At 40.2% G+C, this 23,806-nt stretch carries 22 protein-coding genes and 6 pseudogenes; 10 read left to right on the forward strand and 18 right to left on the reverse strand.

What is annotated here, in order from left to right; all coding sequences use genetic code 11:
• The first annotated feature begins 72 nt into the window (after positions 1-72).
• Entirely contained in the window at positions 73-201 is a 129-nt protein-coding gene (locus tag BM100_RS23910) for a hypothetical protein (RefSeq protein WP_274539958.1), read from the forward strand.
• Between the two features lie 271 nt (positions 202-472).
• Here the strand turns inward: BM100_RS23910 and BM100_RS20560 are convergent, their stop codons facing one another.
• The 3 genes and pseudogenes from BM100_RS20560 to BM100_RS24120 all read right to left on the reverse strand — a co-directional run.
• A complete protein-coding gene (locus tag BM100_RS20560; RefSeq protein ID WP_092514327.1) occupies positions 473-853 on the reverse strand; it encodes a hypothetical protein in 381 nt (126 codons plus the stop codon).
• A 185-nt stretch (positions 854-1,038) separates the two neighbouring features.
• Positions 1,039-1,662 (reverse strand): hypothetical protein, encoded by a 624-nt coding sequence (locus BM100_RS23705; protein ID WP_244590730.1) that lies wholly within the window; start codon positions 1,660-1,662, stop codon positions 1,039-1,041.
• A gap of 381 nt (positions 1,663-2,043) precedes the next feature.
• Positions 2,044-2,373: pseudogene (locus BM100_RS24120) on the reverse strand (C2H2-type zinc finger protein); the annotation flags it as partial.
• 587 nt (positions 2,374-2,960) lie between these two features.
• Between BM100_RS24120 and BM100_RS23710 the strand changes: the two are divergent.
• Entirely contained in the window at positions 2,961-3,281 is a 321-nt protein-coding gene (locus tag BM100_RS23710; protein ID WP_092514331.1) for a hypothetical protein, read from the forward strand.
• Between the two features lie 76 nt (positions 3,282-3,357).
• Here BM100_RS23710 and BM100_RS20580 read toward each other — a convergent pair.
• The 6 genes and pseudogenes from BM100_RS20580 to BM100_RS20600 all read right to left on the reverse strand — a co-directional run.
• A pseudogene (locus BM100_RS20580) lies at positions 3,358-4,014 on the reverse strand (IS3 family transposase); the annotation flags it as partial.
• Between the two features lie 10 nt (positions 4,015-4,024).
• Positions 4,025-4,108, reverse strand: a pseudogene (locus tag BM100_RS22800) (integrase); the annotation flags it as partial.
• A 63-nt stretch (positions 4,109-4,171) separates the two neighbouring features.
• Positions 4,172-4,303, reverse strand: a pseudogene (locus BM100_RS22805) (phage major capsid protein); the annotation flags it as partial.
• Positions 4,304-4,522: 219 nt separating this feature from the next.
• Positions 4,523-4,918, reverse strand: a complete 396-nt coding sequence (locus tag BM100_RS20590; RefSeq protein ID WP_092514335.1) for a DUF1240 domain-containing protein — start codon at positions 4,916-4,918, stop codon at positions 4,523-4,525.
• Positions 4,915-5,880: a hypothetical protein gene (locus BM100_RS20595; RefSeq protein ID WP_092514337.1), complete on the reverse strand. Its 966-nt coding sequence runs from the start codon at positions 5,878-5,880 to the stop codon at positions 4,915-4,917. Before BM100_RS20595 ends, BM100_RS20590 begins: the two co-directional genes overlap by 4 nt.
• Before the next feature lie 206 nt (positions 5,881-6,086).
• A pseudogene (locus BM100_RS20600) lies at positions 6,087-6,419 on the reverse strand (DNA primase); the annotation flags it as partial.
• On the opposite strand from BM100_RS20600, the pseudogene BM100_RS20605 reads away from it, so the two are divergent.
• Both BM100_RS20605 and BM100_RS23305 read left to right on the forward strand, forming a co-directional pair.
• Positions 6,418-6,753: pseudogene (locus BM100_RS20605) on the forward strand (integrase core domain-containing protein); the annotation flags it as partial. The pseudogenes BM100_RS20600 and BM100_RS20605 sit on opposite strands and share 2 nt — an antisense overlap.
• Before the next feature lie 360 nt (positions 6,754-7,113).
• Positions 7,114-7,290: a hypothetical protein gene (locus BM100_RS23305; protein WP_169924793.1), complete on the forward strand. Its 177-nt coding sequence runs from the start codon at positions 7,114-7,116 to the stop codon at positions 7,288-7,290.
• Between the two features lie 78 nt (positions 7,291-7,368).
• Here BM100_RS23305 and dinQ read toward each other — a convergent pair whose 3' ends face one another.
• The gene (gene dinQ, locus BM100_RS24125; protein WP_422645740.1) at positions 7,369-7,479 is read right to left on the reverse strand and encodes a damage-inducible type I toxin DinQ; all 111 of its coding nucleotides are present in this window, start codon (positions 7,477-7,479) and stop codon (positions 7,369-7,371) included.
• Positions 7,480-8,879: 1,400 nt separating this feature from the next.
• Between dinQ and BM100_RS20610 the strand changes: the two genes are divergently transcribed.
• On the forward strand, positions 8,880-9,653 hold the full coding sequence (locus tag BM100_RS20610) for a hypothetical protein (RefSeq protein ID WP_092514339.1): 774 nt from the start codon (positions 8,880-8,882) through the stop codon (positions 9,651-9,653).
• Between the two features lie 352 nt (positions 9,654-10,005).
• Positions 10,006-12,999 (forward strand): non-ribosomal peptide synthetase, encoded by a 2,994-nt coding sequence (locus BM100_RS20615; protein WP_092514341.1) that lies wholly within the window; start codon positions 10,006-10,008, stop codon positions 12,997-12,999.
• A gap of 202 nt (positions 13,000-13,201) precedes the next feature.
• On the opposite strand, the gene BM100_RS20620 is transcribed toward BM100_RS20615, so the two are convergent.
• The 4 genes from BM100_RS20620 to BM100_RS20635 all read right to left on the reverse strand — a co-directional run bounded on the left by BM100_RS20620 (position 13,202) and on the right by BM100_RS20635 (position 16,265).
• On the reverse strand, positions 13,202-13,789 hold the full coding sequence (locus BM100_RS20620; protein ID WP_244590729.1) for a tetratricopeptide repeat protein: 588 nt from the start codon (positions 13,787-13,789) through the stop codon (positions 13,202-13,204).
• A 41-nt stretch (positions 13,790-13,830) separates the two neighbouring features.
• Entirely contained in the window at positions 13,831-14,796 is a 966-nt protein-coding gene (locus BM100_RS20625; RefSeq protein ID WP_092514345.1) for a hypothetical protein, read from the reverse strand.
• 120 nt (positions 14,797-14,916) lie between these two features.
• Positions 14,917-15,249 (reverse strand): NIPSNAP family protein, encoded by a 333-nt coding sequence (locus BM100_RS20630; protein WP_092514347.1) that lies wholly within the window; start codon positions 15,247-15,249, stop codon positions 14,917-14,919.
• 89 nt (positions 15,250-15,338) lie between these two features.
• Positions 15,339-16,265, reverse strand: a complete 927-nt coding sequence (locus BM100_RS20635) for a LysR family transcriptional regulator (RefSeq protein ID WP_092514349.1) — start codon at positions 16,263-16,265, stop codon at positions 15,339-15,341.
• Positions 16,266-16,376: 111 nt separating this feature from the next.
• On the opposite strand from BM100_RS20635, the gene BM100_RS20640 reads away from it, so the two are divergent.
• Positions 16,377-17,057 carry a nitroreductase gene (locus BM100_RS20640; RefSeq protein ID WP_092514351.1) on the forward strand — a complete coding sequence of 227 codons (681 nt, stop codon included), beginning with the start codon at positions 16,377-16,379 and terminating at the stop codon, positions 17,055-17,057.
• A 914-nt stretch (positions 17,058-17,971) separates the two neighbouring features.
• Here the strand turns inward: BM100_RS20640 and BM100_RS20645 are convergent.
• Entirely contained in the window at positions 17,972-18,331 is a 360-nt protein-coding gene (locus BM100_RS20645) for a winged helix-turn-helix transcriptional regulator (RefSeq protein WP_211284521.1), read from the reverse strand.
• Positions 18,332-18,451: 120 nt separating this feature from the next.
• On the opposite strand from BM100_RS20645, the gene BM100_RS20650 reads away from it, so the two are divergent.
• Positions 18,452-19,018, forward strand: a complete 567-nt coding sequence (locus BM100_RS20650) for an NAD(P)H-dependent oxidoreductase (RefSeq protein ID WP_092514353.1) — start codon at positions 18,452-18,454, stop codon at positions 19,016-19,018.
• Between the two features lie 380 nt (positions 19,019-19,398).
• Here BM100_RS20650 and BM100_RS20655 read toward each other — a convergent pair whose 3' ends face one another.
• Entirely contained in the window at positions 19,399-20,115 is a 717-nt protein-coding gene (locus BM100_RS20655) for an NUDIX hydrolase (RefSeq protein WP_092514355.1), read from the reverse strand.
• A 151-nt stretch (positions 20,116-20,266) separates the two neighbouring features.
• Between BM100_RS20655 and BM100_RS20660 the strand changes: the two genes are divergently transcribed.
• Positions 20,267-21,289 carry an SPFH domain-containing protein gene (locus tag BM100_RS20660; protein WP_092514357.1) on the forward strand — a complete coding sequence of 341 codons (1,023 nt, stop codon included), beginning with the start codon at positions 20,267-20,269 and terminating at the stop codon, positions 21,287-21,289.
• Positions 21,286-22,209 carry a diacylglycerol kinase catalytic domain-containing protein gene (locus BM100_RS20665; protein WP_092514359.1) on the forward strand — a complete coding sequence of 308 codons (924 nt, stop codon included), beginning with the start codon at positions 21,286-21,288 and terminating at the stop codon, positions 22,207-22,209. Before BM100_RS20660 ends, BM100_RS20665 begins: the two co-directional genes overlap by 4 nt.
• A gap of 108 nt (positions 22,210-22,317) precedes the next feature.
• On the opposite strand, the gene BM100_RS20670 is transcribed toward BM100_RS20665, so the two are convergent.
• On the reverse strand, positions 22,318-23,556 hold the full coding sequence (locus BM100_RS20670; protein WP_092514361.1) for an MFS transporter: 1,239 nt from the start codon (positions 23,554-23,556) through the stop codon (positions 22,318-22,320).
• Positions 23,557-23,806, reverse strand: a 250-nt coding sequence (locus BM100_RS23445) for a hypothetical protein (RefSeq protein WP_217648214.1), incomplete at its 5' end; no start/stop codon positions are given.

Consider the following 23,806-nt stretch of genomic DNA (forward strand, 5'->3'; position numbering starts at 1 on the left):
CTTCAATTTAGAAAACCGTTATCGGCTGACCAAGTTACTTGTAAGGGCTGACAGAGAGCGGGGAATAATCTGATGACCAGAGGCATACGCAACAACAATCCCGGCAATATCGACTATAACCCAGTTAATGACTGGCAGGGGCAATTGTTGATGCGGCATTTAAATGGTCGTTGTCGTACAGTATGCACCGCCCACATATGAGAGTCCAGGGCGGCCGCGTTTCTAAGGACTTGATTACAAATTTGACATATAGACATAAAGATGCCCCTTAAGCTTGCACACATTTACAACAATCCTTACCCCCCATCTTCACCACAAAACAAGCGAATAAACCTTAACTATTAGTTTAGTTATCCTCTGAAACTAAACACAATATTCCTTTACCCATTCCCTTGAGTGGTTAAAGAACAAAGTGCACCCCAGAGCAAATGATTCTGGGGTGTTGGAGTGAAGCGTCATTGAACCAATACAGCTACATAGTAAAATTACTTAATACTTGCTGCCTAAAAGCCCTTATTGTTCTGACTGTTGGGTATTTAGCTCGATCCAATTTAAACTTTACGCCATTACTTGACGAATTAACTTGAATGAATCCGAGGGATTTCAGTACGTCACGCACATTAAAATAATTAACAATAGATCTATAAAGCAAATCATGAATGCAGCTAGCTCTAATGAGCAATGTTGTAGGGTTCATCGGATTATCTTGTATTAAATATTCAGAAGTAATCAGATAATCTGTATATGCATCAAGTCTGACTATTCTATTGCTTTTCACAAGTGGATATTCAGTACTAAATATATCTGGTGGGTTTATTTGTAATGTAGCTGGTCTATTTATCTTTATCTGCATAATCACCTCCACAGAAAGTACGCTTTCTATAATTAATAAATCCATCTCCACTACAAAACAAGCGAATAAACCTTAACTATTAGTTACCCTCTAAAACTAAACACAATATTCCTTTACCCATTCCCTTGAGTGGTTAAAGAACGAAGTGCACCCCAGAGCAAATGATTCTGGGGTGGGAAGGATTATTACCGTTTTGGGCTTGAGTTTGGTGTATTCCATGGATAGTCGTTATCTTCATCGTCATTAGTTCTCTGGTTTCCATAGATGTCATACCGTATTGGTAATCTAGATGGTGAACGCCGTTGCATGGAAGGCGGTGTAGGGGGATGCATTGGGCTTGTGGGTGAAGGTGGGGTATAAGAATTATAACCTTGGCTAGATTGTGGAGCTGGGTGCCCTATTGGTGAAGACATACGCTCCGGCGGCATTGAAGTTCTAGGCGGAGATGAACTTCTTTGTGGTTGTTGATGTGGAGCGTATCGTTGTGATGATGAAACAGGTTGCCTCTCGATAGCGCCGCTAGACTGAGCGGTTGATAAGAAATCAGAAGGCCCCGGCATGTCTCCATGTTCATAAGCAGTAATGCGACTTTGCTGTATTGCTTGCAGCATATATTGTTCATCCTGTGAATCTAGATGATTAGGAGTATGAGGTGAAGATTGCGTAACTATTCCTCTCATTCTAGCTAAAACTTCGTTCGCAAATCGACCTTCGAAAAATTCATTATTATCAAATTCATCAGCATCTGCTTGGGTGAAGTGGCTAGGAGAATGGCAATGTTGCAAGGGTTGCCCTATTGGTGAAGGCATATGCTCCGACGGCATTGAAGTTCTAGGCGGAAATAGCAGTCTCGGAGATGGGCTTCTTTGTGTTAGTAAGAAATTAGAAGACCCCGGTATATCTCCATGTTCATAAGCAGTAATGCGACTTTGCTGTATTGCTTGCTGCGTATCTTGTTCATACTGTGAATTTAGATGTGGAGATTGCGTAACCTTAGCTAAATCTTCGTTCGCAAATTGATCTTGGAAAAATTCATTAAATATATCCAAGTCTTTCTGAGTAAGTTGAGTATGTCTTTTTTTTATATGATGTGTACGTACCATATGTCTATCTAGATATCGTTGCTGGCAAAATGTTGCTGTGCAATTATCAAAATCACAGAAATAATATTTGTCCCATGTTTCGCGATGAGTCTGCCTATGATTATTTAAATCGTACTGACGAGCAAACGGCCTTCCGCAAACATCGCAGACGAAAGGTTTCTCCCTTGTATGAATTTGTCGATGTATCGCTAAGTTGGAAGCGAGGGCAAATCTTTTTCCACAAACATCACAGGCGAAGGGTTGCTCCCCTGTATGAACTCGTTTATGTTTCGTTAAGGCGGTAGACTCGGAGAAACCTCGGCCACAAACATCACAGACGAAAGATTTCTCCCCTGTATGAATTCGCTCATGCCTATCAAACTCAGATTGTCTAGAAAACGTTTTCTTACAAACGTAGCAAACATATTCCCCATGCATAAAAACCTCCGCAAAGAAAGTATATTTTGGTTACTAATAAATCCATTTCCACCACAAAACAAGCGAATAAACCTTAACTATTAGTTGCCCTCTGAAACTAAACACAATATTCCTTTACCCATTCCCTTGAGTGGTTAAAGCAATAACCCATGCCATCACATTCATGATGGTTTTTTTGTATCTGCATTTCACCGCGTCACGCTCGACGCACACACCAAAGAACCTTTCAGGATAAGCCTTGAGGACAGCCAGTAGCGGACTGGTTATTCCTCTTTGGGCTGGTTGCTCCTGAGCGCAAGGTTTATCACTAAAAGGAACTAACCATGTCTACAGCATTAACTTTCAAAGAACACGAAATCGTTCCATTTGATAATGGAGACGGCAAGATTTGATTTACCGGCAAACATCTCGCTGAACTTTTGGAATATGCCCGTGAAGACTCAGTATCGAGGATTTATGATCGGAACAAAGACGAGTTTTCGCCAGATATGACCATGGTCGTCAATCTGACGGTCAGCGGAGAAATCAATGGGTTACAACATAAAACAATGAGAATTTAGTCACTTCGTGGCGCTCACCTTGTAGGAATGTTGTCGAAAACCAAAGTCGCCAAAGCTCTTCGCAAGTGGTTGCTTGATTTGGCAGAAAAAGAACATCAACCGCAAAATTTAGCCATGATGGATATGGCGAACCTGAAAGAGCTAACCATTGGTGAAATGCAAAACCGTTTGGTGACTGCTAACAAATGGTCATTCGATAACTTCGGACGCAAAGGGAGTGATCTGATGAACCTACGTAAGCGTCACCTCAAGAAAATCCGTAAGGCAGAAAAAGCCATTTTAGAATTATCGCAACTTACCTTGCCGGGCTTTGATAATTTCCCCGATGAAGAGGGAGAGCCTGCATGAACCCCGAACAATTTATCGAAAAGAACGTAGAGGCCAAGTTAATCAAGCTCGGCTTTTCTTCCTCTATCTGTAGTGGTCAACTATAATTGGCCACCGTTTTAGCGTTTTTCCGGTATCGATTTTCCGATTCGTTTGGGGGTAATCCACCGTTATATTCATGCGGTCTGAGTGTGCTGTAATACCCGACAATATAGTCCGTTATTGCATGAGCATCATCGCTGAAGTTCATGTAGCCAGCCGCCGGTATCCACTCATTTTTCAGGCTGCTGAAGAAGCGCTCCATCGGGCTGTTATCCCAGCAGTTTCCGCGCCGGCTCATACTTTGCCTGATCCGGTATCTCCACAGTAACTGCCGGAACGGCCTGCTTGTATAGTGGCTGCCCTGGATGCTATGGAACATCACCCCGGGTGGTTTACCGCGGGCCTCCCTCGCCATTTCCCGTGCTTTTATGGTCAGTCTGCTGTCAGGAGAAAACGACATTGCCCAGCCCACGGGTTTCCTCGCAAACAGGTCAAGTACAACGGCGAGGTATGCCCAGCGTTTACCTGTCCAGATATACGCCACGTCGCCGCACCACACCTGATTGGGCTCTGTCACTGCGAACTGCCGCTCAAGGTAATTCGGGATAGCAATGTGTTCATGGCCGCCACGTTTATACCGGTAAGCAGGCTGCTGACAACTCACCAGCCCCAGCTCTTTCATGAGTCTGCCGGCAAGCCATCGCCCTGTAAGCATACCCGTTTTAGTTCCACGTACTTTTTGAGATTTCCGCGTTTTCATTCATCATCCGGTACTCTTCCGGCGTCAGATTGTTCAGCGATTCATGTAGATAGTTCGGTGATGGTGTAGGCGAGCCAGTGATCGGATAATCGTTGTGGTACAATCGCTGACGGCGGGTGTCGAACTGTTTTGCTTCATCTTCGCTCAATGAACGTTTTTCAGCTTCTGCCTTGGTGAGCAGTGAACGCATTTGTTCGGTGAGGGTTGCTTTTTGCTGGCGTAATTCAAGTAGCTTTTTCATGAAATGGTTTCCATAACAATAATGTTAAGACGTGAAACCAACACAGAGGGAACGGCCGGATAATCTTTTTCTGCTTCTCGCAGCTTGATTAAACGGCCTGATGGCGGCTCATGTCTGAGTGCCATCTCTTAATATATATATGAAAAATATAATAAAAAGACCTCAACTTTATAGGTCTAAACTTACGAAAACATGAGGACGAAATATTTACAAAAGTTTTCACTTACATAACTTAATGTCTTTAACATAAGTAGTAGGTGACATCCACGATATTTTATCACATGTCAAATAACCATCATTTTTTAACTTATAGCTAACATAAAAAGAGATAGGTAAGCTGATGATAAATGATAAAATTGCTAATTTAACCAGATAGTTAACAATTATCTTGTTAAATTTAGGTAACCTATCAAAGATAAAGAAAAAAATAGAACCAGATAAAGAATAAAATATTATAGGGAAAGATAGAATGCTTATAACCACTGCACCGGAAAATGTTATTTCATCTTTCATTAATACTAATGAAACAGCAGAGTCAATAACGAAACTCATCATAAATGTTATTAACAATAAAAACATTAACACACCAAATGCTTTAAAATATTTACTATTCATCTAATTCTTCCCATCGCATTAAAAAAATGCTGTAAATCCGCTTCCGGTGTTCTTGGTTTTCTTTTCATCTCTTCTTTTATGAGTGCTATTAATTTTTCACTTATCCCATATTGCTTATCAAGAATATCTAAAACAAAAGCCGCTAGAACCCCAGCAGCTAAAACTATTACCGCAGCAGCAATAATACTTCCACCTACCAAAGCAGTGGCAGTTAAAACTGAACCGACAACCCAAGCGGAAGCAGCAATAATAGCAGTTTTAGCCATATCCATGGTTACATTTCCAAGAAAATCAGCTAGTGTATATTCATCCTTAAAAATACTTTCTATCACTCGATATCCAATAGAAAAAATGATGCTGAATCTAACACCTTTAACAACGCTTGCATTAAGCCCCTGCTGCCCTATTCCCATTCCAAGCATTTGGGGGTTTTTGGCGCGATATCGTGTCCCCATAATACGACTCCTAAGACCTGCATGCCCTGATATGTGAATATACTTTTCCCCATTTTTTCCTACATGTTCTGTAGCTTTAATGCCCAAGCTCTTAAACTCTCTGCAAACTTCATAAAACCCATGCGCATCATAGATATTTCCCGCATAAGTAGAAATAGGATCAGTGACAGAAAATACATGCGCCATAGGATTTTTTTTCTTGTTTTCTATGTCCATACCTCTTGCGAATGCTTCTTCATAACTTAGGTGTTTTTCGTCCATGCCTCTTGCAAATGCATATCCATAACTTGGACTTTGTGGGCGGTGGGGGCTGATATCCTCAATAATGCTTTGAGCTTCTGATAATGTGAGAACAAAGTGATATTGGGTATTATCTCTCAATACTTTTTCTAACCCAATGGCATCAAAAAATTCATGCTGGGGTTTTAGCTGATTAATTCCTACATTACCCCTTAAAACATCCCCCATATAGCCATCCCAAGTGGGATTATATTTCTTATGTGTCATTCTTCAATTATCCGTAACATCCAATATCAATTAGGCAGAATATAACAACAATACTTATCAATTTCAGTATATATAAAAGTGCATCAGTAAATTTGTGATGAACTTCCACTCTTAGGTAAAATCAGATAATTACCCAATCTAAATTTCAGGTAATGCCACAATGAAAAACGCATTGATGTACTAAATTTAGCTTCCCAAATTAACCCGGCTTTAATGATGGTAGGAAATTGCATTTCATATTTCCCGTCAACTTCAATCAGGTCACCGCCTGTAATGGCCTTAATTCCTGCCCCTTCACCCACATATTTAACCTGATCGGGCAGCGTAATTAAGCTCTTGCCGACAAACTGATAACGGCCTCTGGCTTCATCCAGCGCTCTCATATTGCCACTGGCGGTATTGTGTTCTCCCGCCAGTAAGGTAGCGATATACGTAAGCACACTTTTACCACTTCCGCCTTCGCTGGTGACTTCAATAAAAAGTTGCCAATCATAGCGGTTTGCCAAAATCATAAACAGAGCAGCATTAATACGAGCCAGCAAGCAATTTCGCCAGAATCTGTGGCGTTACCCGATAAAACAAAGCCTGAGTCGACGCGGAAATTGCAGGGATAACAGTCCGATGGAACGCTTCTTCAGAAGCTTGAAAAATGAATGGATACCCATGACAAGATACCCGAACTTTAGCAAAGCGGCTCATGCAGTCACAAATTATATCGTAAGGTATTACAGCACACTCAGGCCGCATGCCTATACCGGCGGATTACCCCCAAACGAATCAGAAAATCGGTTCTGGAAAAACGCGAATGCGGTGACCAGTTTTAGTCGACCAACTTCACATCAAGGTCAAAAAGGCAGTGGATTGATGACTTAGCGCAAGCGGGATATTGAACGCATCCAAGAGGCTACGAAGTTAGCACTGGGACTCACTCAGTTTTCTATTCCTGACCTTGGCGATTTCCCCGGTGAAGAGGGAGAACCCGTATGAGCCACGAACAATTCATTGAGAAGAACATACAGACCGAGATATTCACAGAGGAACAGCATTATGAATATGATAAATGCGGAATATGTCGGATAGGTCATCAGCGCTTGGGCGGGCAGTCTGGCAGTATACAGCGATCTCAACGGCCATTACCCCTCATTTGAGATGTTGGCTAAATGCTGCCTTCAAACGTGTGAAACTCTAATCTTAGACTCGGCAACAGAAAAGCATAAGAGCGTTGGTACTGCCATGTTCGAAGGTGTCAAAGCGGATATGTCCGCCCGCGATGATGTCATGCGAAAAGCACTTTTTGCCACATTCATTCTACCGACGGCATTATGCGCAACGACAGGTGATGCCTGTACTTTCGTGCCCTATGAACGTGACGAATCATATATCTACGGAATTTTCATTGAAAAAAACTAAAGCCGTTTGCAAGCACCGTAAATGTTAAAGGCCACCGGGAGGTTAACCCGATGGCCTTAGCTACGTTTCCGTAGTTCCTTAATTTAGAAATCTACGGATCAATTCTAAAAGCGCAACTAACGCTTTGAGAATGATGATTGCAGTATCGATAAATGCTTTCACCCGTTTTGCTCCTATGATTAGGAGCACGAATTAACCAACCATTGCCTTTACATTGCCTGTCCGGTTGGTTCTCGTAAGTGTTGGCTTAGAGATATCGCGCTCTGGTCGAGGCACCGAGTCAGCACCACCTGTACTCAGCCAGGCTTTTTTACATCAAACGTCTGCGCGCGACCAGTACGCTTATCTAACCAACAAAGAAAATTATAAGTTGATTCTGAAATCATTCAATCAATTGACGTGATAGATAGGGAAAAACAAAAAAAACCAACTGGTGAGGTTGGTTTTTTTGTTTTCGCTTTTGATGAGTTTGTCTTTCAATGTGCTATTAACGTGGTTGGTAACCTCGATGATAGCGCGACATCTCTAAGCCAACGCCATCAGTCTAATACCTCTGGCATAAAATATCAACCTATGGTAAGGGCGTGCAAAACTTGGCTTAAATAAGCTGCTTTCGGCCAATCACTATTTAGCCTTGCTGAAACTGTGTTACGTTGGCTAGATAAGTCATGAATAAAAATGAATGATTTTAGGATGGCAGAACATAAGTATTGGTGAGTGATTAAAGGACGGCACGAGTACTACCGTCCTGCTTATTAATATAAACAAAATTTACTATAAACAAAATATATGAGTGTGTGATTTTTCGCATGAAGACATACATCTGTGCCACGCATGACCACCCCACCAATAGATCCCGCAGGCAAAAGCATAAGTTTGCATTGGGGTCAAAATAGTAGCACTTGTCAGCAGGCAAATAAGTATATATTTTTTCATTTTAGGCTCCCTATTTTACTTATTGGATTACTATCATAAAATCGATACTCTTATCTTTCCCCGATAACAAGTAAATAAACCTTAACAATTAGTTACCATCTGAAATTAAAAAGAATATTTTTTTTATCCACCCTTTGAATGGCTAGGATATCCCCCACTCCAAAGTAAATGATTTTGAAATTGAAAGGAAGCAAAAGTGCGGAATTATTGAAATGGGAAGATAATAGAACGATCAAAAAACCTCAATCCATATTAAAATAGTTCAGGGAAATAAGTTGGGGAATATTTTTAATTGATTATCTTCTTTTGATAAACATTTTAACTTTACTCATATAATTAGTTATTTTTTTGAAAAAGTACTCAAGGCATTAATTATCAGCCCATTTTAATATAGAAATTAATTGAAACTTATCCCTTGATTATACCGTGGCCTTTTTCATCTCTGTCGCTTAGTGCGTTTTTGCATTCCTAAAAAGGTTAATTTGAATAGCTATTAATTATTCCTTTTGAATTACAAGTGGTTTTTGCGTTTTTTCGCCAGCAGCGATAAAATGGCAGCTTGATTCTTTATCTAAGAAATTTTTAATTATCTTTCAAACAGTTTCAGCTAGTCATATTTCGATATTGCTTGGAAATTTAACTAAAGGAGTCCCATGATTAATTACAAGACTGCGTCTGGCGATGATCTAAGCGCAATATTAGATGGGCTGGCTGGGAATTTTTTTACCATGGTTGGCAAAAGAAAAGAGTTTTCATATGTTATTAAAACGTTAAATGCTGATGAATATCCTATGGCTGCCCTCGCCGGGGATCAGGATGGTCTAAAAGGGACATTAATATTACTGACCAATATTAATATTCACTTTGTAAGAATAAATATTTTTAATAAAAAACATCACTATCATTTTTCTGTAAAATCACTCAATGAGTATGAACATGAAAGTAGTTTTTTATTTGCAAAATTAACTTTGAAAATAAATTATCAGGAATATACATTCCAAAATATAGATATTAAATCACTTGATAATTTTATTCTAAAGCTAAGTGAAGCTCAAACTGTTCCCCAATCAATATCAGATAAAAAACCATCACCGCAATACAATACAACTCAAAATATAGTTGAACCAAAAAAATCAGACGAACCTAAATCACCTGTTGTATATACGGATAATTTACTCGAAAAATTAAATTTCATTAAAAAAATCAAAGCCCTTGGCGCAATTGATGATAGAGAATTTGATATGCTAAAAAAATATATTTTAGCATCCAAGTTTGATAAAAAAACTACGATTGACTTTAAAATGCTGGTTGAATATTTAAGTAAAATGAATGAGTATGTCAGCCACGGCGATATCACTAAAGAATATTTTACAGATCAGAAAGCGGTTCGATTACAATCATTACTAACCGGCTCAAATTCTAATTAGGAAAAAACCATCGAAATCACTCGCCAGATGATTAAGTCATTGTTATAAATAACTTAATCATTTCTTGGCAAGAAAAATATTATTATGTGTCTCTGTTATATCCATTCCCAGCCAGTTAAAAATTATTCCCTCAAACGTCTATAAAGAAAAGACGCAAATAAGAAAAAAACAATTTTTTTGAAATACGTCTCAAAAAACGGGATATAAAGCTTCCCCGGGGTACTTGTATTCAAAATCCACTTAGTTCATTATCGATATAGTAACAATTAGTTATTATTTCATTAATTTGTTTCGATAAAGATCATTTATATCAAATAGATATAACTATCCCATTATATTGTAGGGGGTTTGAATGCTGCCTTATTTCCTGACGCAAGTCAGTAATTATCCGAATAAAGTCGCTATTTTTACATCTGAAAAAGCACTCGATTATCATACACTCAAACAGCAAGCAACCTCCCTCGCCGGCTCTCTGCGGTTACTTGGAGTCTCACATGAAACGCCTGTTGCAATCCTGCTTCCACCAGGCATTGAACAAATCACAAGCCAGATTGCCATTCTTATGGCAGGCGGAAGCTGCGTTCCTCTCGATCCAAATGTACCGACCGCACGTTTAAACGATATGTTGGATGATCTGGCCGTAAAATGGACTATTACTGATTCACCTGACAAGTTCCAACAATTACACACAACTCTTGTTTCATTTTCTGACCTTCTTGAGGGAGAAAGTTTAACCGATGACCAGATTGCCAGCCTGACGCCAAATCATCGAACTCATGTTCTCTTTACTTCCGGCACAACCGGCAAACCGAAAGGCGTGCAAATCGAGAAAAAAAGCATCATGCGAACCATCATCGATACCTCATATGTACGTTTCACGCCTGAAGACCGCATTGCCTGCACTTGCAACCCAACATTCGACATTTCATTATTCGAAACTTGGGGAGCACTTCTCAACGGGGCGATGCTTTTCGTGCCTTCCAAGAAGGAAGTGCTGAACATAAAGCATTTTCAAGCTGAGCTGGCACGGAAAAAAATCTCTGTCATCTCGGTCACGGCAACACTCTTCAATCTGATCGCGAAAACATACCCTCAGGCATTTCGCGATATTCAGTATCTTTTGATCGTTGGCGAAGCGCCCAATGCCCATATGGTGAAGCTGGTTCTGGAATCCGGCGCTCCCCCCAAGCATCTGCTTAATGCGTATGGCCCAACTGAAAGTACGATATTCGCACTTTCACACGATATTTGTCTGGATGATCTGATTGATGGCAGTGTTCCTATCGGGCTGCCTATCAACCATACCAGCGCATTCGTTTTGGATGATGATATGGAGCCATTGGCACCAGGAAGTATGGGGCAACTTTATCTCGGAGGCGAAGGACTCTCGCGGGGCTATTGGAACCGTGAGGAGCTGAATGCCGATCGTTTCGTGAATGTGACTCTCCCCGGAAGCTCGCAGCCAATACGACTTTACAAAACAGGTGATCTCAGCTGGCAACGGGATGATGGCATTTTCATGTTCTCAGGCCGCATCGACAGTCAGGTGAAAATACACGGTCATCGCATTGAATTGGAAGAAATTGAAATTCAACTTCTGGAAAATACAGAAATTAGCTTGGCCAAGGTCTGTGCCGTGAAAAACGAAGGTGAAGACGATTTCCTTGCCGCATTCATTGTTCCTCATTCACCGGAGACTTTCGACCGGGCGCTGGCCATTCGGAAATTGGCGGAATATCTGCCTGCATACATGCTGCCCCGCATTTTTGTTGTCGAAAATATTCCCATGACGCCACATGGAAAAGCAGATCAGCGTAAGCTTATAGAGTTGCTCACGACACAAGCACCATCTGAGGAACGCCCTGCTGGTTTCAACGATATCGAGTATGCAATATATCGCATCTGGAGCAAGATCCTTAACAACAGTAACATCTCCCTTGATGACAACTTTTTTCAATTGGGCGGCAGCTCCCTGCAAGCATCGCGTCTTGTGATTGAATTGGCTCGTCAATTCGATCAGCACCTATTGGTGCAGACCCTTTATGAAGTATCCGATCTTCGCCAACTTGCCAAAATTGTTTCACAAGGCGATTCCCCGCAAGCGCAAGACGAAGTGGAAGAATGGTTGCGCGATGGACAATTGCCGGATGATATCAAGCCATTGACAGAAGCACCGCAAGACTGGGCCAATATTGCTGGATCATCTATTTTCCTGACAGGCGCAACTGGCTTTTTGGGGGCATTCTTCTTACGCGATCTCCTTGTTTCCAAGGAAATAAAAGAGAACAAGATCAATATTGTTTGCCTTGTTCGCGCAAAAGATGATGCTACCGCATACCAACGCATTGAGAATAATCTTTTCAAGTACGGGTTGTGGGAAGATTCGTTTGATGGGCGTTTCAGGGCTGTTGCGGGTGATTTGTCTCAACCCAAGATAGGCGTAAGCGCAGAACGCTACGATGAATTAGCCAGTACGAACGATGTCATTTTTCATCTGGCCGCAGATGTTAACTACATTCACCCTTATCGAACACAACGTGCTTCCAACATTGATAGCACTTTGAATATTCTTCGTTTCGCGACGCAAGGCAAAGCCAAGGCTGTGCATTATGTATCAACGATTGCAGCATTTGGCCCGGTCGGATTACTGACCCCAACGGATCGTGTCCACGAGAATGATAACCTCACCCCATATATTGAAGGGCTGAAATATGATACCGGCTATGCACAAAGTAAATGGGTTGTAGAACAACTCATCTGGCAAGCACGGGATCTCGGTATCCCATTATCAGTCTACCGGCCGGGTTTCATTATGGGTGACAGCGTTAGTGGAGTCGGCAATCCAAATGATTTCGTCGCGCGTCTGATCATGGGTTGCATTGATCTCGGCGCCTGTCCGATATTGCCGCGCCAGTGGAAAGAGTTCGTGCCGGTCAACTATGTCAGTGCAGCTATTTTGGCTATCGGGAGTGATTTACAGAACTTAGGTCAGGCATATCACCTTGTTCCGCCAAGAGAAGAATCTGTTGATATTGACAGCTTCTTCCGTCTCTTGGAAGAATGCTCTGGCACTCCATTGCAAGCACTTTCTTACGGCGAATGGCTAACCAAGCTGGCGAACGATCCCCATCTAGACGACAATGAATTATTGTCCTTGCTGCCCATGCTTTCTGAACATGTCTATCAGCAACTAACCCGATGGGAGGTCAATGAAAATATGCCAATCTTTGATATCAAGAATACGACTTCAGCATTGGCTAATGCTGCAAACCCGGTGCACCTAGCCCCAATGGGAAAAGAGTTACTTTCAAAGTATCTTCATTATTACCTTCCTGAAAAAGGCTAATAAAATTAGCAGCTACCCGATAATCATCGGGTAGTCTACGATAGCGATCTGAATTCCCGCGCCATATTATATATACCCTATTAACTCCAAGTTTCAGGAAGCAACGTATTATCATCCCGCGACGCGGGATGATAATACGTGCACCTTGAAGTACGACGCGTATATATATAATTTGATGCGGGTTTTAACCAGCAATCCAATATCATTTACCGGATAACTCTAATCGTTCCAGTTGCTTTAATTTAACAACGTCATTCCAATGTTCAACATAATATGCACATTCATGGCAGCCAATTTGGCTACCTTTCTCAAAATATTCTTTTGCCTTATTAATATGTTGTTTTACACCAATCCCATTTAAGTAATTAACTCCCAATGCACGATACCCACCAAATTCCCCACTTTTGCCTGCCAATTCAAAAAATTCTCTTGCTTTTGCATAGTTATGTTCGCTTTGTAAAACAAAGCCTAAATTCACCATAGACTTTAGTTTGTATTTATCGTTTCTGGATATCGATAGCTGGTATCTTTTCATCGCCCCTCGATAACGTTTTTCGGTTTGTAATATTACGGCGAGCATCCAATTGGCTTCTGCATCTCCCTCATTTGCCTTATTGACTAATTCATGATATTCATGTTCGTTTTTAGGAACGGGGATCGGCAATGCGGATAAAAAATTGTCGGAATGATTGAAAACAATAGAAGGTGTATTATGGTCATTTATGCTACAACCATAAGTTATAAAAGAAAAAAACAATATTAAAGAAAGAATCTTTTTTTTATTTTTCACAAAAATATTTCTCATTAAATTATTCTTAATGGAATGCTTTGTCACAATATCATGTCATTAAAAGAATTATTGACGCCAACTATATCGATAGTTACATTTAAAGGATGTATTATTTCATCTGTAACAACATCAGTGCTCGCTATTTCCATGGTATTCCCGTCATTGCCGTTTATGGATAAATGATTATTAATACTGGTAATCTCATTTTCTTCATAGAGAATACTGATGGCTGAAAGTGCAGCTTCACTTAATGCAGATAACTCATTATTATTCGTGACATTTTCTTTAATAGCATCGCCCTGCAAGTTTAATGGTTCCAAGAAATCTTCTCCCTGGTCAAAAACTTCTTCATATTGTTCAAATTCTCGATGTTGAGCAAACCCTCCATATTTTTCAAAAGAAATAACGCTATTTTCCGCCAGATTGATAATGTCAGCGCCAGTAAGGTCAAACGGAAAACCCGAGTCTATTTCTTTAAATACCTGAACACTGCATTCCATATTATCGATTATCATATTCGGTGAAATACCAATTAAATCAGGTATGGCATCCACATTACCACCTTCACGAGTAATAGCCAAAATAGAATTGACAAATTTGATGCAGTTATTTTTAAGGAGGTGATAATCTTTAGGAAATGAACCAAACTCGCCATCAAAAACGCCATTGATGACATCGGAAAGATAGTTTTCAATATTTTTGATGACTTGCTCAGTATATAATGGATACGTGATACTCGTGACTTGGAATTGATCATACCCTGCTGAGTCTTTAAACGTAATATTATCTGCACCACCGATCTCCTTGGTTTCTCCTGTTCCCCATCCGATGGATTCTCCCTGAAATTCAACCCAAGCATGCCCAAATTTGGAATGGCTGATTTCACCAGCCTCATTCGTATATATCGTACCTGCCGGGGCTATCTTTATGGTGATAGTATCTAAGTGTGTTCCTGAAAGAGGCGCATTAATATTCTTGTCAATTAATCCATAATCTTTACCGATCATCTGTTTTCTTCCCTTACCTAAATTCAAAGAGCGTCTAACCTACTGAAAAGAATACTGGCTATCAATATTACAATTGATAACCCATGCATAAAAAATATGGAAAATAACTATAAGTAGTTATTATGTGCGTAATCCATCTATCGCAGAAACAGGCATTTCAACAACGGTCTTAATACTGTTATTTATTTTTTCAATGATTTCTGTTCTTGGCCCGCTAATCCATTCATCACTTTTATAAAATTTATCCAGCACCGTCGATAAATCACTCATATCTTCAAACGCACGTATAAGGCAGTAACAATCTTCACTATGCAATGAATTTCCAAAACTAATAACATCAATTCCCTGCGAACGATGTAAAGGTACGCTGATATCAACCATAATTTGATGGAACTGTTTACCTGTTCCTTCTTTTAATTCGTATTGGAGAATTTCTATTATTTTATTTTTCATGTGCAAACCTTATTTATTGTTATTTTTTACCGTAATACGTTGGCAATACCTTGAACACCTGTTGAGCTACATAGACTGACCAAACATCTCTATTTCCAGTACGGAGGAGTACCAAATTTTTCCAGAAAAAAATCTATCACAACCCGAGTATTCAACGATGGGTACCGATTGCCAGGATAAAGCATGTATATTGATTGGTCCGGTACTCCTGTTGAAATAACATAGTCCATACAGATCCCTATTACTCTCTTTTGCTTCATGGATTCATTTATCTGCCAATCAGGGAACAAGATAATTCCCGCCCCATCTTCGACTGCACGAGTGAGCACTTCTGCGTTATTTGAAGCTATTTTTGGCTCTGGTATAAATTGAATTTTTTCCTTCCCCTGCTGAAATGACCAACATTGTGGTCCCATCACCCCCTTGTATGTCAGAAGATGATGTTTCTTCAAATCTTCCGGCCCTGTCGGGGTGCCATGCTTTTCCAAATATTCCGGACTTGCAACCAAATGGTGTGTTTGATTGGAAATAAACCGGCCATGAAAACCAGAGTCTTTCATGGGAGAAATTCTCAGCAATAAATCAGTAGATTCCACCAGCGGATCAATAAAATCATCTGTCAGATTGAGTTCAAGGGATAATTCAGGGTAACGGTTACTGAGTTCCCCCACCCATGGAGTGATGTGGATCAACCCAAAGGATAAGGGAGCATTGAAACGGAAACGCCCATTGGGGATCTGCTTTCTTTCTCCGATTAAAGTCTGTGTTTCGTCCAGTTGCTGAAGAATATTCCTGAAAGCATCGGCATACATTCGTCCTTCATCTGTTGCAGACACCGCCCGCGTATTGCGGTAAAGCAATGGGGTTTCAAGGGCTTGTTCCAACAACTGCACCGTTCGTGAAACAGAAGAAGGTGAAATACCTTCTCGTCTGGCGACTTCAGACAAACTTCCTTCCCCAAGAATGGCAAGAAATATTTGCATTGAACGGGCATTTATTTGGGTTAAATCCTTCATTTGTGCAGAATCCGCAAAAGTGTTTGCAGGATTATATGGTTTTTCCGAACGATATACACGCCTAAAATGCCCATCAACATTTTGAACTCACTGACAATAAAGAGAAAATACATGAATACAACTACACTGACATTCGATGAAACAGTCCGCAGCCGTTTTTCTTCTCGCGCATTTTTGCCCACTCCTCTTACGGATGATCAAATACGCCAGGTTTTGACTGATGCCCAGAATTCGCCTTCTAACTGTAATACCCAACCATGGCATGTCCACATTGCTTCCGGTAAAACCAAAGAGGCGCTTACTGAGGTGATGCTGCAAAATACGTCAAAAGGCCTTATAACGCCTGATTTTTCCTTTGATTATGCTGATTTTTACGGAGACTATTTTGACCGAAGCCAAGAACAGGCTCGGATTTATTATGAAACCCTTGGTGTCGCACGGGAAGATAAAGCCAAACGAAACGAAATCTATTTACGGAACTTCAAGTTTTACGGTGCGCCCCATGTCGCTTTTCTGTTTATGCCTTCATTTGGTGACAACATTCGTGTCGCTTCAGATATGGGCATGTATGGCCAGACGTTCCTTTTATCGCTTGCTGCCAGAGGTTATGCGGGCATCCCACAAACTTTGCTTGGTTTTCATGCTGACGCGATAAGAGAAATACTGGGAGTATCAGAACAGTATCGCCTGCTGTTCGGCATTTCATTTGGGTATGCAGACCCGAGCGCCCTCACGCATAATGTCCGTATGGGACGCATTTCTGTTGATGAAAGTGTGACTATTCACAGTTAATTTAAAGAAGGAAAGCACTGACTGAAAGATTTTACAGACGAAATCTGAAATTTACTGTTGCAGGGTATCGAAAAGTGGATTCGCAAAAGAGTGGAATTAGTAACAAACGAAATGTTCAAAAATAGACTTAATTTAGCACTATTTCCCAAATCCAAAATTGCCGAGCACCTTGAACGATACCCTGCATATTTTTAGAAAGTTGTCTTATAGTAATTAATAACCTATTTCCACAACAAAAAATAATACATACCTTCATGGTGGTTTATTTATTTTTCACGACGGATTAATATTTGGCTATAACGATTCACCGACTATATTTACTGCCTGCTACCTAACGGTTCTCCTTAAAATAAATATCCTTTATTATTGCATTATGTTTTTATTTCCTCGATTGAATAGCGGAAATATATCACTGCTTCTTCAGCGTTTTTTTAACCATCTTGCCGCATAGACTTTATGAAAATGAAGCGGTAACACTTGCCTCAACTTGCCTGATTCAAGATGCTCCTGTATTTCTATGATCAGCTTGATGTCATAGCTACTTAATGACGCAACCGTTACCGCTAAAAGTAAATAGTAACCTTCAATAAAAAGACTTTTTCTGGTGCTTTTTTACCCTATTTATGGGGGCTGCCTATTTTATTGGCAATAATGTGTATTTTTTTCGGTCTCAAATACCAAAACCTTTCAAAAAATAAAAGAGTAATATTAAATAACAAACTGAAAGCTATTAATCTACGTAAATATAGTTAATTAAAAAACTTAAATTTCATTTTCAGCTAATTTAGATGAAAATAATATATAAAAATCTCAAACGTTTTTTAAGCATTGGTTGGAATAGAAAAATACATCATTCCGCATTGAAAAACGCCTCAACAAAATCCAATAACACCTCTTCATGTGCATAATAATTTTTATGCATCATTTGAGACCTCAAATGCCCATACTGATAACGATTCAAACACCGGTTTAAATGACTTCCCAAAATCAGTCAGCGAATAAACAACTTTAATAGGCGGTTTATCACCATAGACATCCCGTAATATCAATCCATCCCTTTCTAACTTCTTGAGTTGTATACTTAAAGTCATCTCAGTTATATGAGGAATATCTTTTCTGATTTCGCTAAACCGCTTACTTTTATCCTTCAAATAATACAAAATGACCCCTTTCCATTTCCCTCCAATTAAATCCATCGCCATACTGATAAAACAAGGATAATTCTTTCCGTTCAATGAAATTTGACCATACTCCCCTTTTGCAATCTTCATCATAAAAATCTCTCCTCACTATCGAAATGGATAGTTATTGTAATAGAAAAAAATCATCATAAACTAATTATGGAAACTATAAAACACATAGCTTATATAAAATAATCACATAAGGAAATAAAAATGCCATTAATGATCTTAGCTCACCCAAATATTCAACAGTCCGCTGCTAATAGAACAATTGTTGAGGAATTAAAAAAAAGTAATATTGAGCTTGAAATTCGTGACATTTATAACCTAAACCCTAATTACAATATTGACGTCATTGCAGAACAAGAAGCTTTATTGAGACATGATTTTATTATTTTACAATACCCAATGTATTGGTTTAACATGCCTGCAATACTGAAAGTCTGGTTTGACCAAGTGTTCACCTATCAATTTGCATATGGCTCAAAAGGGTATAAATTAAAAAATAAAAAATTATTACCTAGCTTAACTGTAGGACAACCAGAAAGAAACTTTAAGCTAGATGAATATTCTACCCGCATGGACTCTTTGCTTGACCCTATTAGAAAATCAGTAGAATATTCAAAAATGAATTATATAGAACCCGTTATTCTATATGAGATCGCAACCGTATATGATGTGGAAAACGTTACTGGGAATACTAATAGTGAGATAATAGAGAAAGCCAAAATACATAGCAAAACACTGCAAGCTGCTATTCAACGCTATGATAAGAATTAGCTTTAAAACAACACTAACTCATTTAATTTTCCAATGCATAAAGCATCCAAAATAAATTGAATTATTAAATTTAAAAAATCAAATAACTCTAAATAAAAATTAGAGAGTTAAATATCTGCTCTCTAATTTTTAACGAGAGGATTTATTCCATCAGAATACTTGATTCTAATCAGGACAACACACGGAAAAAAAGCCATGTGAAATAGCCTATATGCCGTGTCTCGCTTGGCCGATAAAAGTATTTTTGCTGCCGATTTCACACTAAACTTTCTGGCACTTGGACATACAATGCCTAACATACAATGCCCAAGCGACAGGTTTCAGGAATATCACAAGGTTCACCATCCACGGCAGCGTTGATGAGCTTGTGCTGAAAATGTTCAAAAAAGCTCTAAGTTACGAATAAAGCGGTAATCGGCAGATTCCGCCTTGAGGCGATACAAATTAGCTGGCCGCCCTCTTTCATGGCGTTTCTGCCCAGTATCAATCAATAAATCAGCTTGTTCTAAACGGCGTCTGAAGGATTTCTTTTGCAATGTTTTGCCAATTAGCACTTCATGGACATGCTGTAATTCCGTCAACGTAAAAACCTCTGGTAGCGCAAAGCCCGGCACAATGGAATACAGTGATTTTTGTTGTAGCCGCTCTCGGGCTTGCCGGTATAATTGCGCATGGTCAAAAGCCAATGGCATGGCCGCCATTTCATCAATCGGCACCCATTTAACAGATTCGACGGCATCAATGTGATGTTCACAGGATTGATAAGCAATCAACGCGGTATAACACACCGTAACAGACCAACCCCGTTTGTCGCGCTGGTTATTACCAACAGTACAAAGTTGTTCAATATAGGGCGGGATTACGCCTGTTTTTTCTTTTAATTTTCGTAAGATAGTTTCCTCAAGTGTGCAGTCCTTCTCTTCATCAACAAATCCTCCCGGCAACCCCCACATGCCTTTATCGGGGTGATTCGCACGCTCAACAAGAAGCACCTTCAAGGTTTCGTCATGGTAGGTAAACAGTACCGCATCGACGCTAAGAAGCGGCGAAAGGTAAGCCTTTCTGTCGTAGTGAGTTAGATATTCGATTTCATTCATTGTCTTGATTATCGCCGAGCCAATTGGTTATCCATAAAGACGATCATACGTTAAAAAATTATTTTGTCATTAAGACACTTACTCCTTGACACATTAGTGTCCTTATGACAATAATTTGATATTGTCATAAGGACACTAACTGGAGATAGCTATGTTTAACATTAAATATTTCAAAGCAGACTCATCAACTTTCGTCATTAAATCGGTCAATGGCAAGGTGATCAAACAAGGTAAAGGGATCAGTTTTTGGTATAACGCAGCGACGACCTCGATTGCAGCGTTACCATTGAATGCTCTAGAAGCTCCGTTCATTTTTAATCTGCAAACGGCTGACTTCCAAAGTTTACGTATCCAAGGCCAAATCACTTTTCAGATCAAAAACCCAGAAAAAACGGCAGATGTACTGAATTACAACCTAACCAAAAATGGTAAATCTTATGCTTCCGAAGACCCGTTAAAACTGAGTGATAGAGTGGTGCGCAGCGCACAAACATTGATTCAGGCAAAAATCCAAACCACGCCAATGCGTGAGGCATTGTTAATGAGCCAGTTATTAGTGACCCATGTAAGCGATCAATTAGCTTCACAATCGACACTGGAAACCCTTGGCATTGAGATTATTGATGTATCGATTGCCGCGATCACGCCTTCGCCAGAAACTTTAAAAGCGCTTGAAGCAGAAGCTAGGGAATCCATCTTGAAGGAAGCCGATGATGCCATTTATGCCAGACGAAAATTTTCTGTCGAACAAGAACGCATGATCAAAGAGGCAGAGTTAGAAACGGATTTATCTGTGCAAAACAAACAGCAGGAAATCGAAGAAGCTCGCTTGGAGAATGAACGCACTTTGTTGCGTGAAAGATCGGAAATTGAACAAGAAAAGCTTGTTGCAGAAGTGAATGCGGAAGCGAAACGCAATGAACTTGTTGCGCTACGTGTTGAAAATCAGCGGGCTGAATCAGATGCCGATGCTTATGCTATCGAAGCGAAAATGAAAGCTTATCGCGAATTGCCTGTTGAGAACCTGAAAGCACTGGCACTGGCTAAAATGAACCCTGAGCAGTTAATGGCGATGGCATTTGAATCTTTGGCACAGAACGCAGGTAAAATCGGTGAGTTAAATATCTCTCCTGATTTATTTGGTCAAATGATGAAAAAAGGGACCAAAGTATGAATGGCATAGAAGATATTCGCTTTATTCTGGTCACTCGAAAAACCCGGTTGCAGGAGCTGATAGAACGTTTCAATACATGGCCGCAAGCGAAATTTTATTTGGAACATAACAGCGTCGAGGCCAATGATTATCTTGTAGAGCATGATAATTACCAGAAGCAACTGGTACAAGCGGAGTCTATCCTTAAATCATTAGGGCGATTCCAACTATTGGAAAGATCATTATTGCCGAGCTATCAGTTTTCTTCTCGCGATATTGTCATTGTGATCGGACAGGATGGGTTGGTAGCTAACACATTGAAATACCTGAATGGCCAACCCGTAATTGCCATCAATCCGGATCCCACTCGCTGGGATGGCAAGCTATTGCCTTTCGAAATCGGCCAGCTTCGCGATGTTGTTATGAATACAATAAAAAAGAAGATGCCGAATAGATCCGTCACCTTTGCCCAAGCCACCACAAACGATGGCCAGACACTGTTAGCGGTAAATGACTTGTTTATTGGTCCCAAAAGCCATACTTCAGCGCGCTATATGCTCAAATGGCAAGGACAACAAGAGGTTCAATCCTCATCTGGTATTATTGTTTCAACAGGGTTGGGCTCAACAGGCTGGTTTCAATCTATTTTAGCAGGAGCCCAAGCCGTGATGGGAGCCGATTATCATCCTTTATCTCAAGGATACGGTTGGGGAGAGAGAAAGCTTCAGTTCAGTGTACGGGAGCCTTTTCCCAGTAAAACAACAGGCGTGCAATTGGTATTTGGGGCAATTGAGGATCATTCTCCGCTGCAATTGGAATCCTTGATGCCTGAAAATGGCGTAATTTTTTCTGATGGTATCGAAGATGACTATTTGCGTTTTAATGCAGGTTGCATTGTGTCGATTGGCATTGCAAACGTACAAGGGCAATTGATTGGCTAAATTTTGGCAAGCAAATTATTTGGATAAAACCCCAATTGAGCGGTTCATAACACAATTGGGGTTTTTAGATGCCTGACAATGCTTTTGCATTGCCTCTCTAATACGCACCTAACGAATCATTTTGCGATTAATTAATCCCAAGTGCACCACAAAAAGTAGCCAGCTAATTAACAGTAATAATCCACCGCCCACCACCGTTACGCGAATATCAGTGGTATCAAGGAAACCACCCAAAAACATAACTATCAATGTCGCCAATGCTTGAATCGAACTGATAGAGCCCATGATTTCCCCCTGTTCATTCTCCGGGGCAAGATTTGAAATGCTGCTTATCAGCCCGGTCAATGCAAATCCCATGGAAGTTACGAAGAGGGTAATGAGTATATGTAAGTAAATAACATTATTGATCATTGAAATTGCCATTATCGCAAGTGATGACACCACAAGTGAGTATCGAACCATATTTTCAGGTTTTGCGACTTTGGCAACGTGCCTTACCACAAAATATTGAAATAGCGCGTAGGTTGCTCCCATTGAGGCGAGGAAAGAGCCAATCTGAAATGAGCTGAAACTGTAAATATCCAGCAGATAAGCAGGCAAGAAAGATTCAAACAGCCACCAACCAGCAACAAAAACCGTCCAGATAGTAAATGCCATTCTCAGCTCTGTGTGGCTGTAGGCTTTCGCAATTTGCTTCAGGCCGGAAAAGACATTTATTTTTTCCTGAGTATGCTTTTCCAAGGTATCAGGATATGCAACTAAGGTATAAATAAATAACAAAATAAAGATAGCTGCCATGATAACAAACGGCGTCATATACCCGTTGAATTGCCCCAGAGAAAAATCGGTTAGCCAACCTCCGATTGGCGGCCCTATTACCCAAGCCAGTCCCAGGGCCGTCTGGATCATAGAGAGGTTTTTCGTTTTATTACCTGGTGCGCTGATATCAGCCATACTTGCTTGCGCAATCGCCACATTGCCCGCCATCATTCCCGCCAGCAAACGGCTAAACAGCAACAGCACCGCAGATGTTTCAACAACCGCATAACCACTAATGGCAAAGGCAACAGCAGTACCCGCTATAGTCATTAACATCATTCTTCTGCGGCCATAAATGTCAGACATTTTGCCCAGTATGGAAGCACCGAAAAACTGCCCCAAAGGATAAATTGCCAGAAAAACACCTAACATAATCACTTTTTCTTGATGCCCCCAACCATCCGGAAATAGTGAAGCTGCATCAGAAATCATCATATGCGGGAATATGGCGACCACCATTCCCAAGCCGACAAAATCAAGTAGCGCAACTAATACCAGATACCAAATAATTCCCGGTTTTTCTTTCATTTATGCACTCCTGAATTTATTGATTATTTTAGATATCCTTGCTCTCATTGAATTCGGTGAAAAGATCCTCATGACTATATCGGCCATTATTTTTCTTCCAATCTCATCATTGTTTAATGATAAACATAGATTAAATTGAAAATAATAATTATATTCTTGGATTCGCCTAATAAGTGCAATTTCTAAGAAAGGCGGCCAGTTGCTATAGTAGGCATCTTTCTCGCCAAAGGAAAATGCGCTATGACCTATA

The sequence above is a fragment of the Xenorhabdus mauleonii genome, from assembly GCF_900113945.1.
GTDB classification, from domain to species: Bacteria; Pseudomonadota; Gammaproteobacteria; order Enterobacterales; family Enterobacteriaceae; genus Xenorhabdus; species Xenorhabdus mauleonii.

Bases quoted from the DNA above. Each gene is read 5' to 3' on its own strand.
- BM100_RS20650 (WP_092514353.1), top strand. From the start codon at position 18,452: ATGCCATTAATGATCTTAGCTCACCCAAATATTCAACAGTCCGCTGCT.
- BM100_RS20595 (WP_092514337.1), bottom strand. From the start codon at position 5,880: ATGACACATAAGAAATATAATCCCACTTGGGATGGCTATATGGGGGAT.
- BM100_RS20630 (WP_092514347.1), bottom strand. From the start codon at position 15,249: ATGAAAAATAAAATAATAGAAATTCTCCAATACGAATTAAAAGAAGGA.
- BM100_RS23910 (WP_274539958.1), top strand. From the start codon at position 73: ATGACCAGAGGCATACGCAACAACAATCCCGGCAATATCGACTATAAC.
- BM100_RS20670 (WP_092514361.1), bottom strand. From the start codon at position 23,556: ATGAAAGAAAAACCGGGAATTATTTGGTATCTGGTATTAGTTGCGCTA.
- BM100_RS20640 (WP_092514351.1), top strand. From the start codon at position 16,377: ATGAATACAACTACACTGACATTCGATGAAACAGTCCGCAGCCGTTTT.
- BM100_RS23305 (WP_169924793.1), top strand. From the start codon at position 7,114: ATGTTCGAAGGTGTCAAAGCGGATATGTCCGCCCGCGATGATGTCATG.
- BM100_RS20615 (WP_092514341.1), top strand. From the start codon at position 10,006: ATGCTGCCTTATTTCCTGACGCAAGTCAGTAATTATCCGAATAAAGTC.
- BM100_RS20610 (WP_092514339.1), top strand. From the start codon at position 8,880: ATGATTAATTACAAGACTGCGTCTGGCGATGATCTAAGCGCAATATTA.
- BM100_RS20645 (WP_211284521.1), bottom strand. From the start codon at position 18,331: ATGATGAAGATTGCAAAAGGGGAGTATGGTCAAATTTCATTGAACGGA.
- BM100_RS23705 (WP_244590730.1), bottom strand. From the start codon at position 1,662: ATGCCTTCACCAATAGGGCAACCCTTGCAACATTGCCATTCTCCTAGC.
- BM100_RS20660 (WP_092514357.1), top strand. From the start codon at position 20,267: ATGTTTAACATTAAATATTTCAAAGCAGACTCATCAACTTTCGTCATT.
- BM100_RS20560 (WP_092514327.1), bottom strand. From the start codon at position 853: ATGCAGATAAAGATAAATAGACCAGCTACATTACAAATAAACCCACCA.
- BM100_RS20665 (WP_092514359.1), top strand. From the start codon at position 21,286: ATGAATGGCATAGAAGATATTCGCTTTATTCTGGTCACTCGAAAAACC.
- BM100_RS23710 (WP_092514331.1), top strand. From the start codon at position 2,961: ATGTTGTCGAAAACCAAAGTCGCCAAAGCTCTTCGCAAGTGGTTGCTT.
- BM100_RS20625 (WP_092514345.1), bottom strand. From the start codon at position 14,796: ATGATCGGTAAAGATTATGGATTAATTGACAAGAATATTAATGCGCCT.
- BM100_RS20635 (WP_092514349.1), bottom strand. From the start codon at position 16,265: ATGAAGGATTTAACCCAAATAAATGCCCGTTCAATGCAAATATTTCTT.
- BM100_RS20590 (WP_092514335.1), bottom strand. From the start codon at position 4,918: ATGAATAGTAAATATTTTAAAGCATTTGGTGTGTTAATGTTTTTATTG.
- BM100_RS20655 (WP_092514355.1), bottom strand. From the start codon at position 20,115: ATGAATGAAATCGAATATCTAACTCACTACGACAGAAAGGCTTACCTT.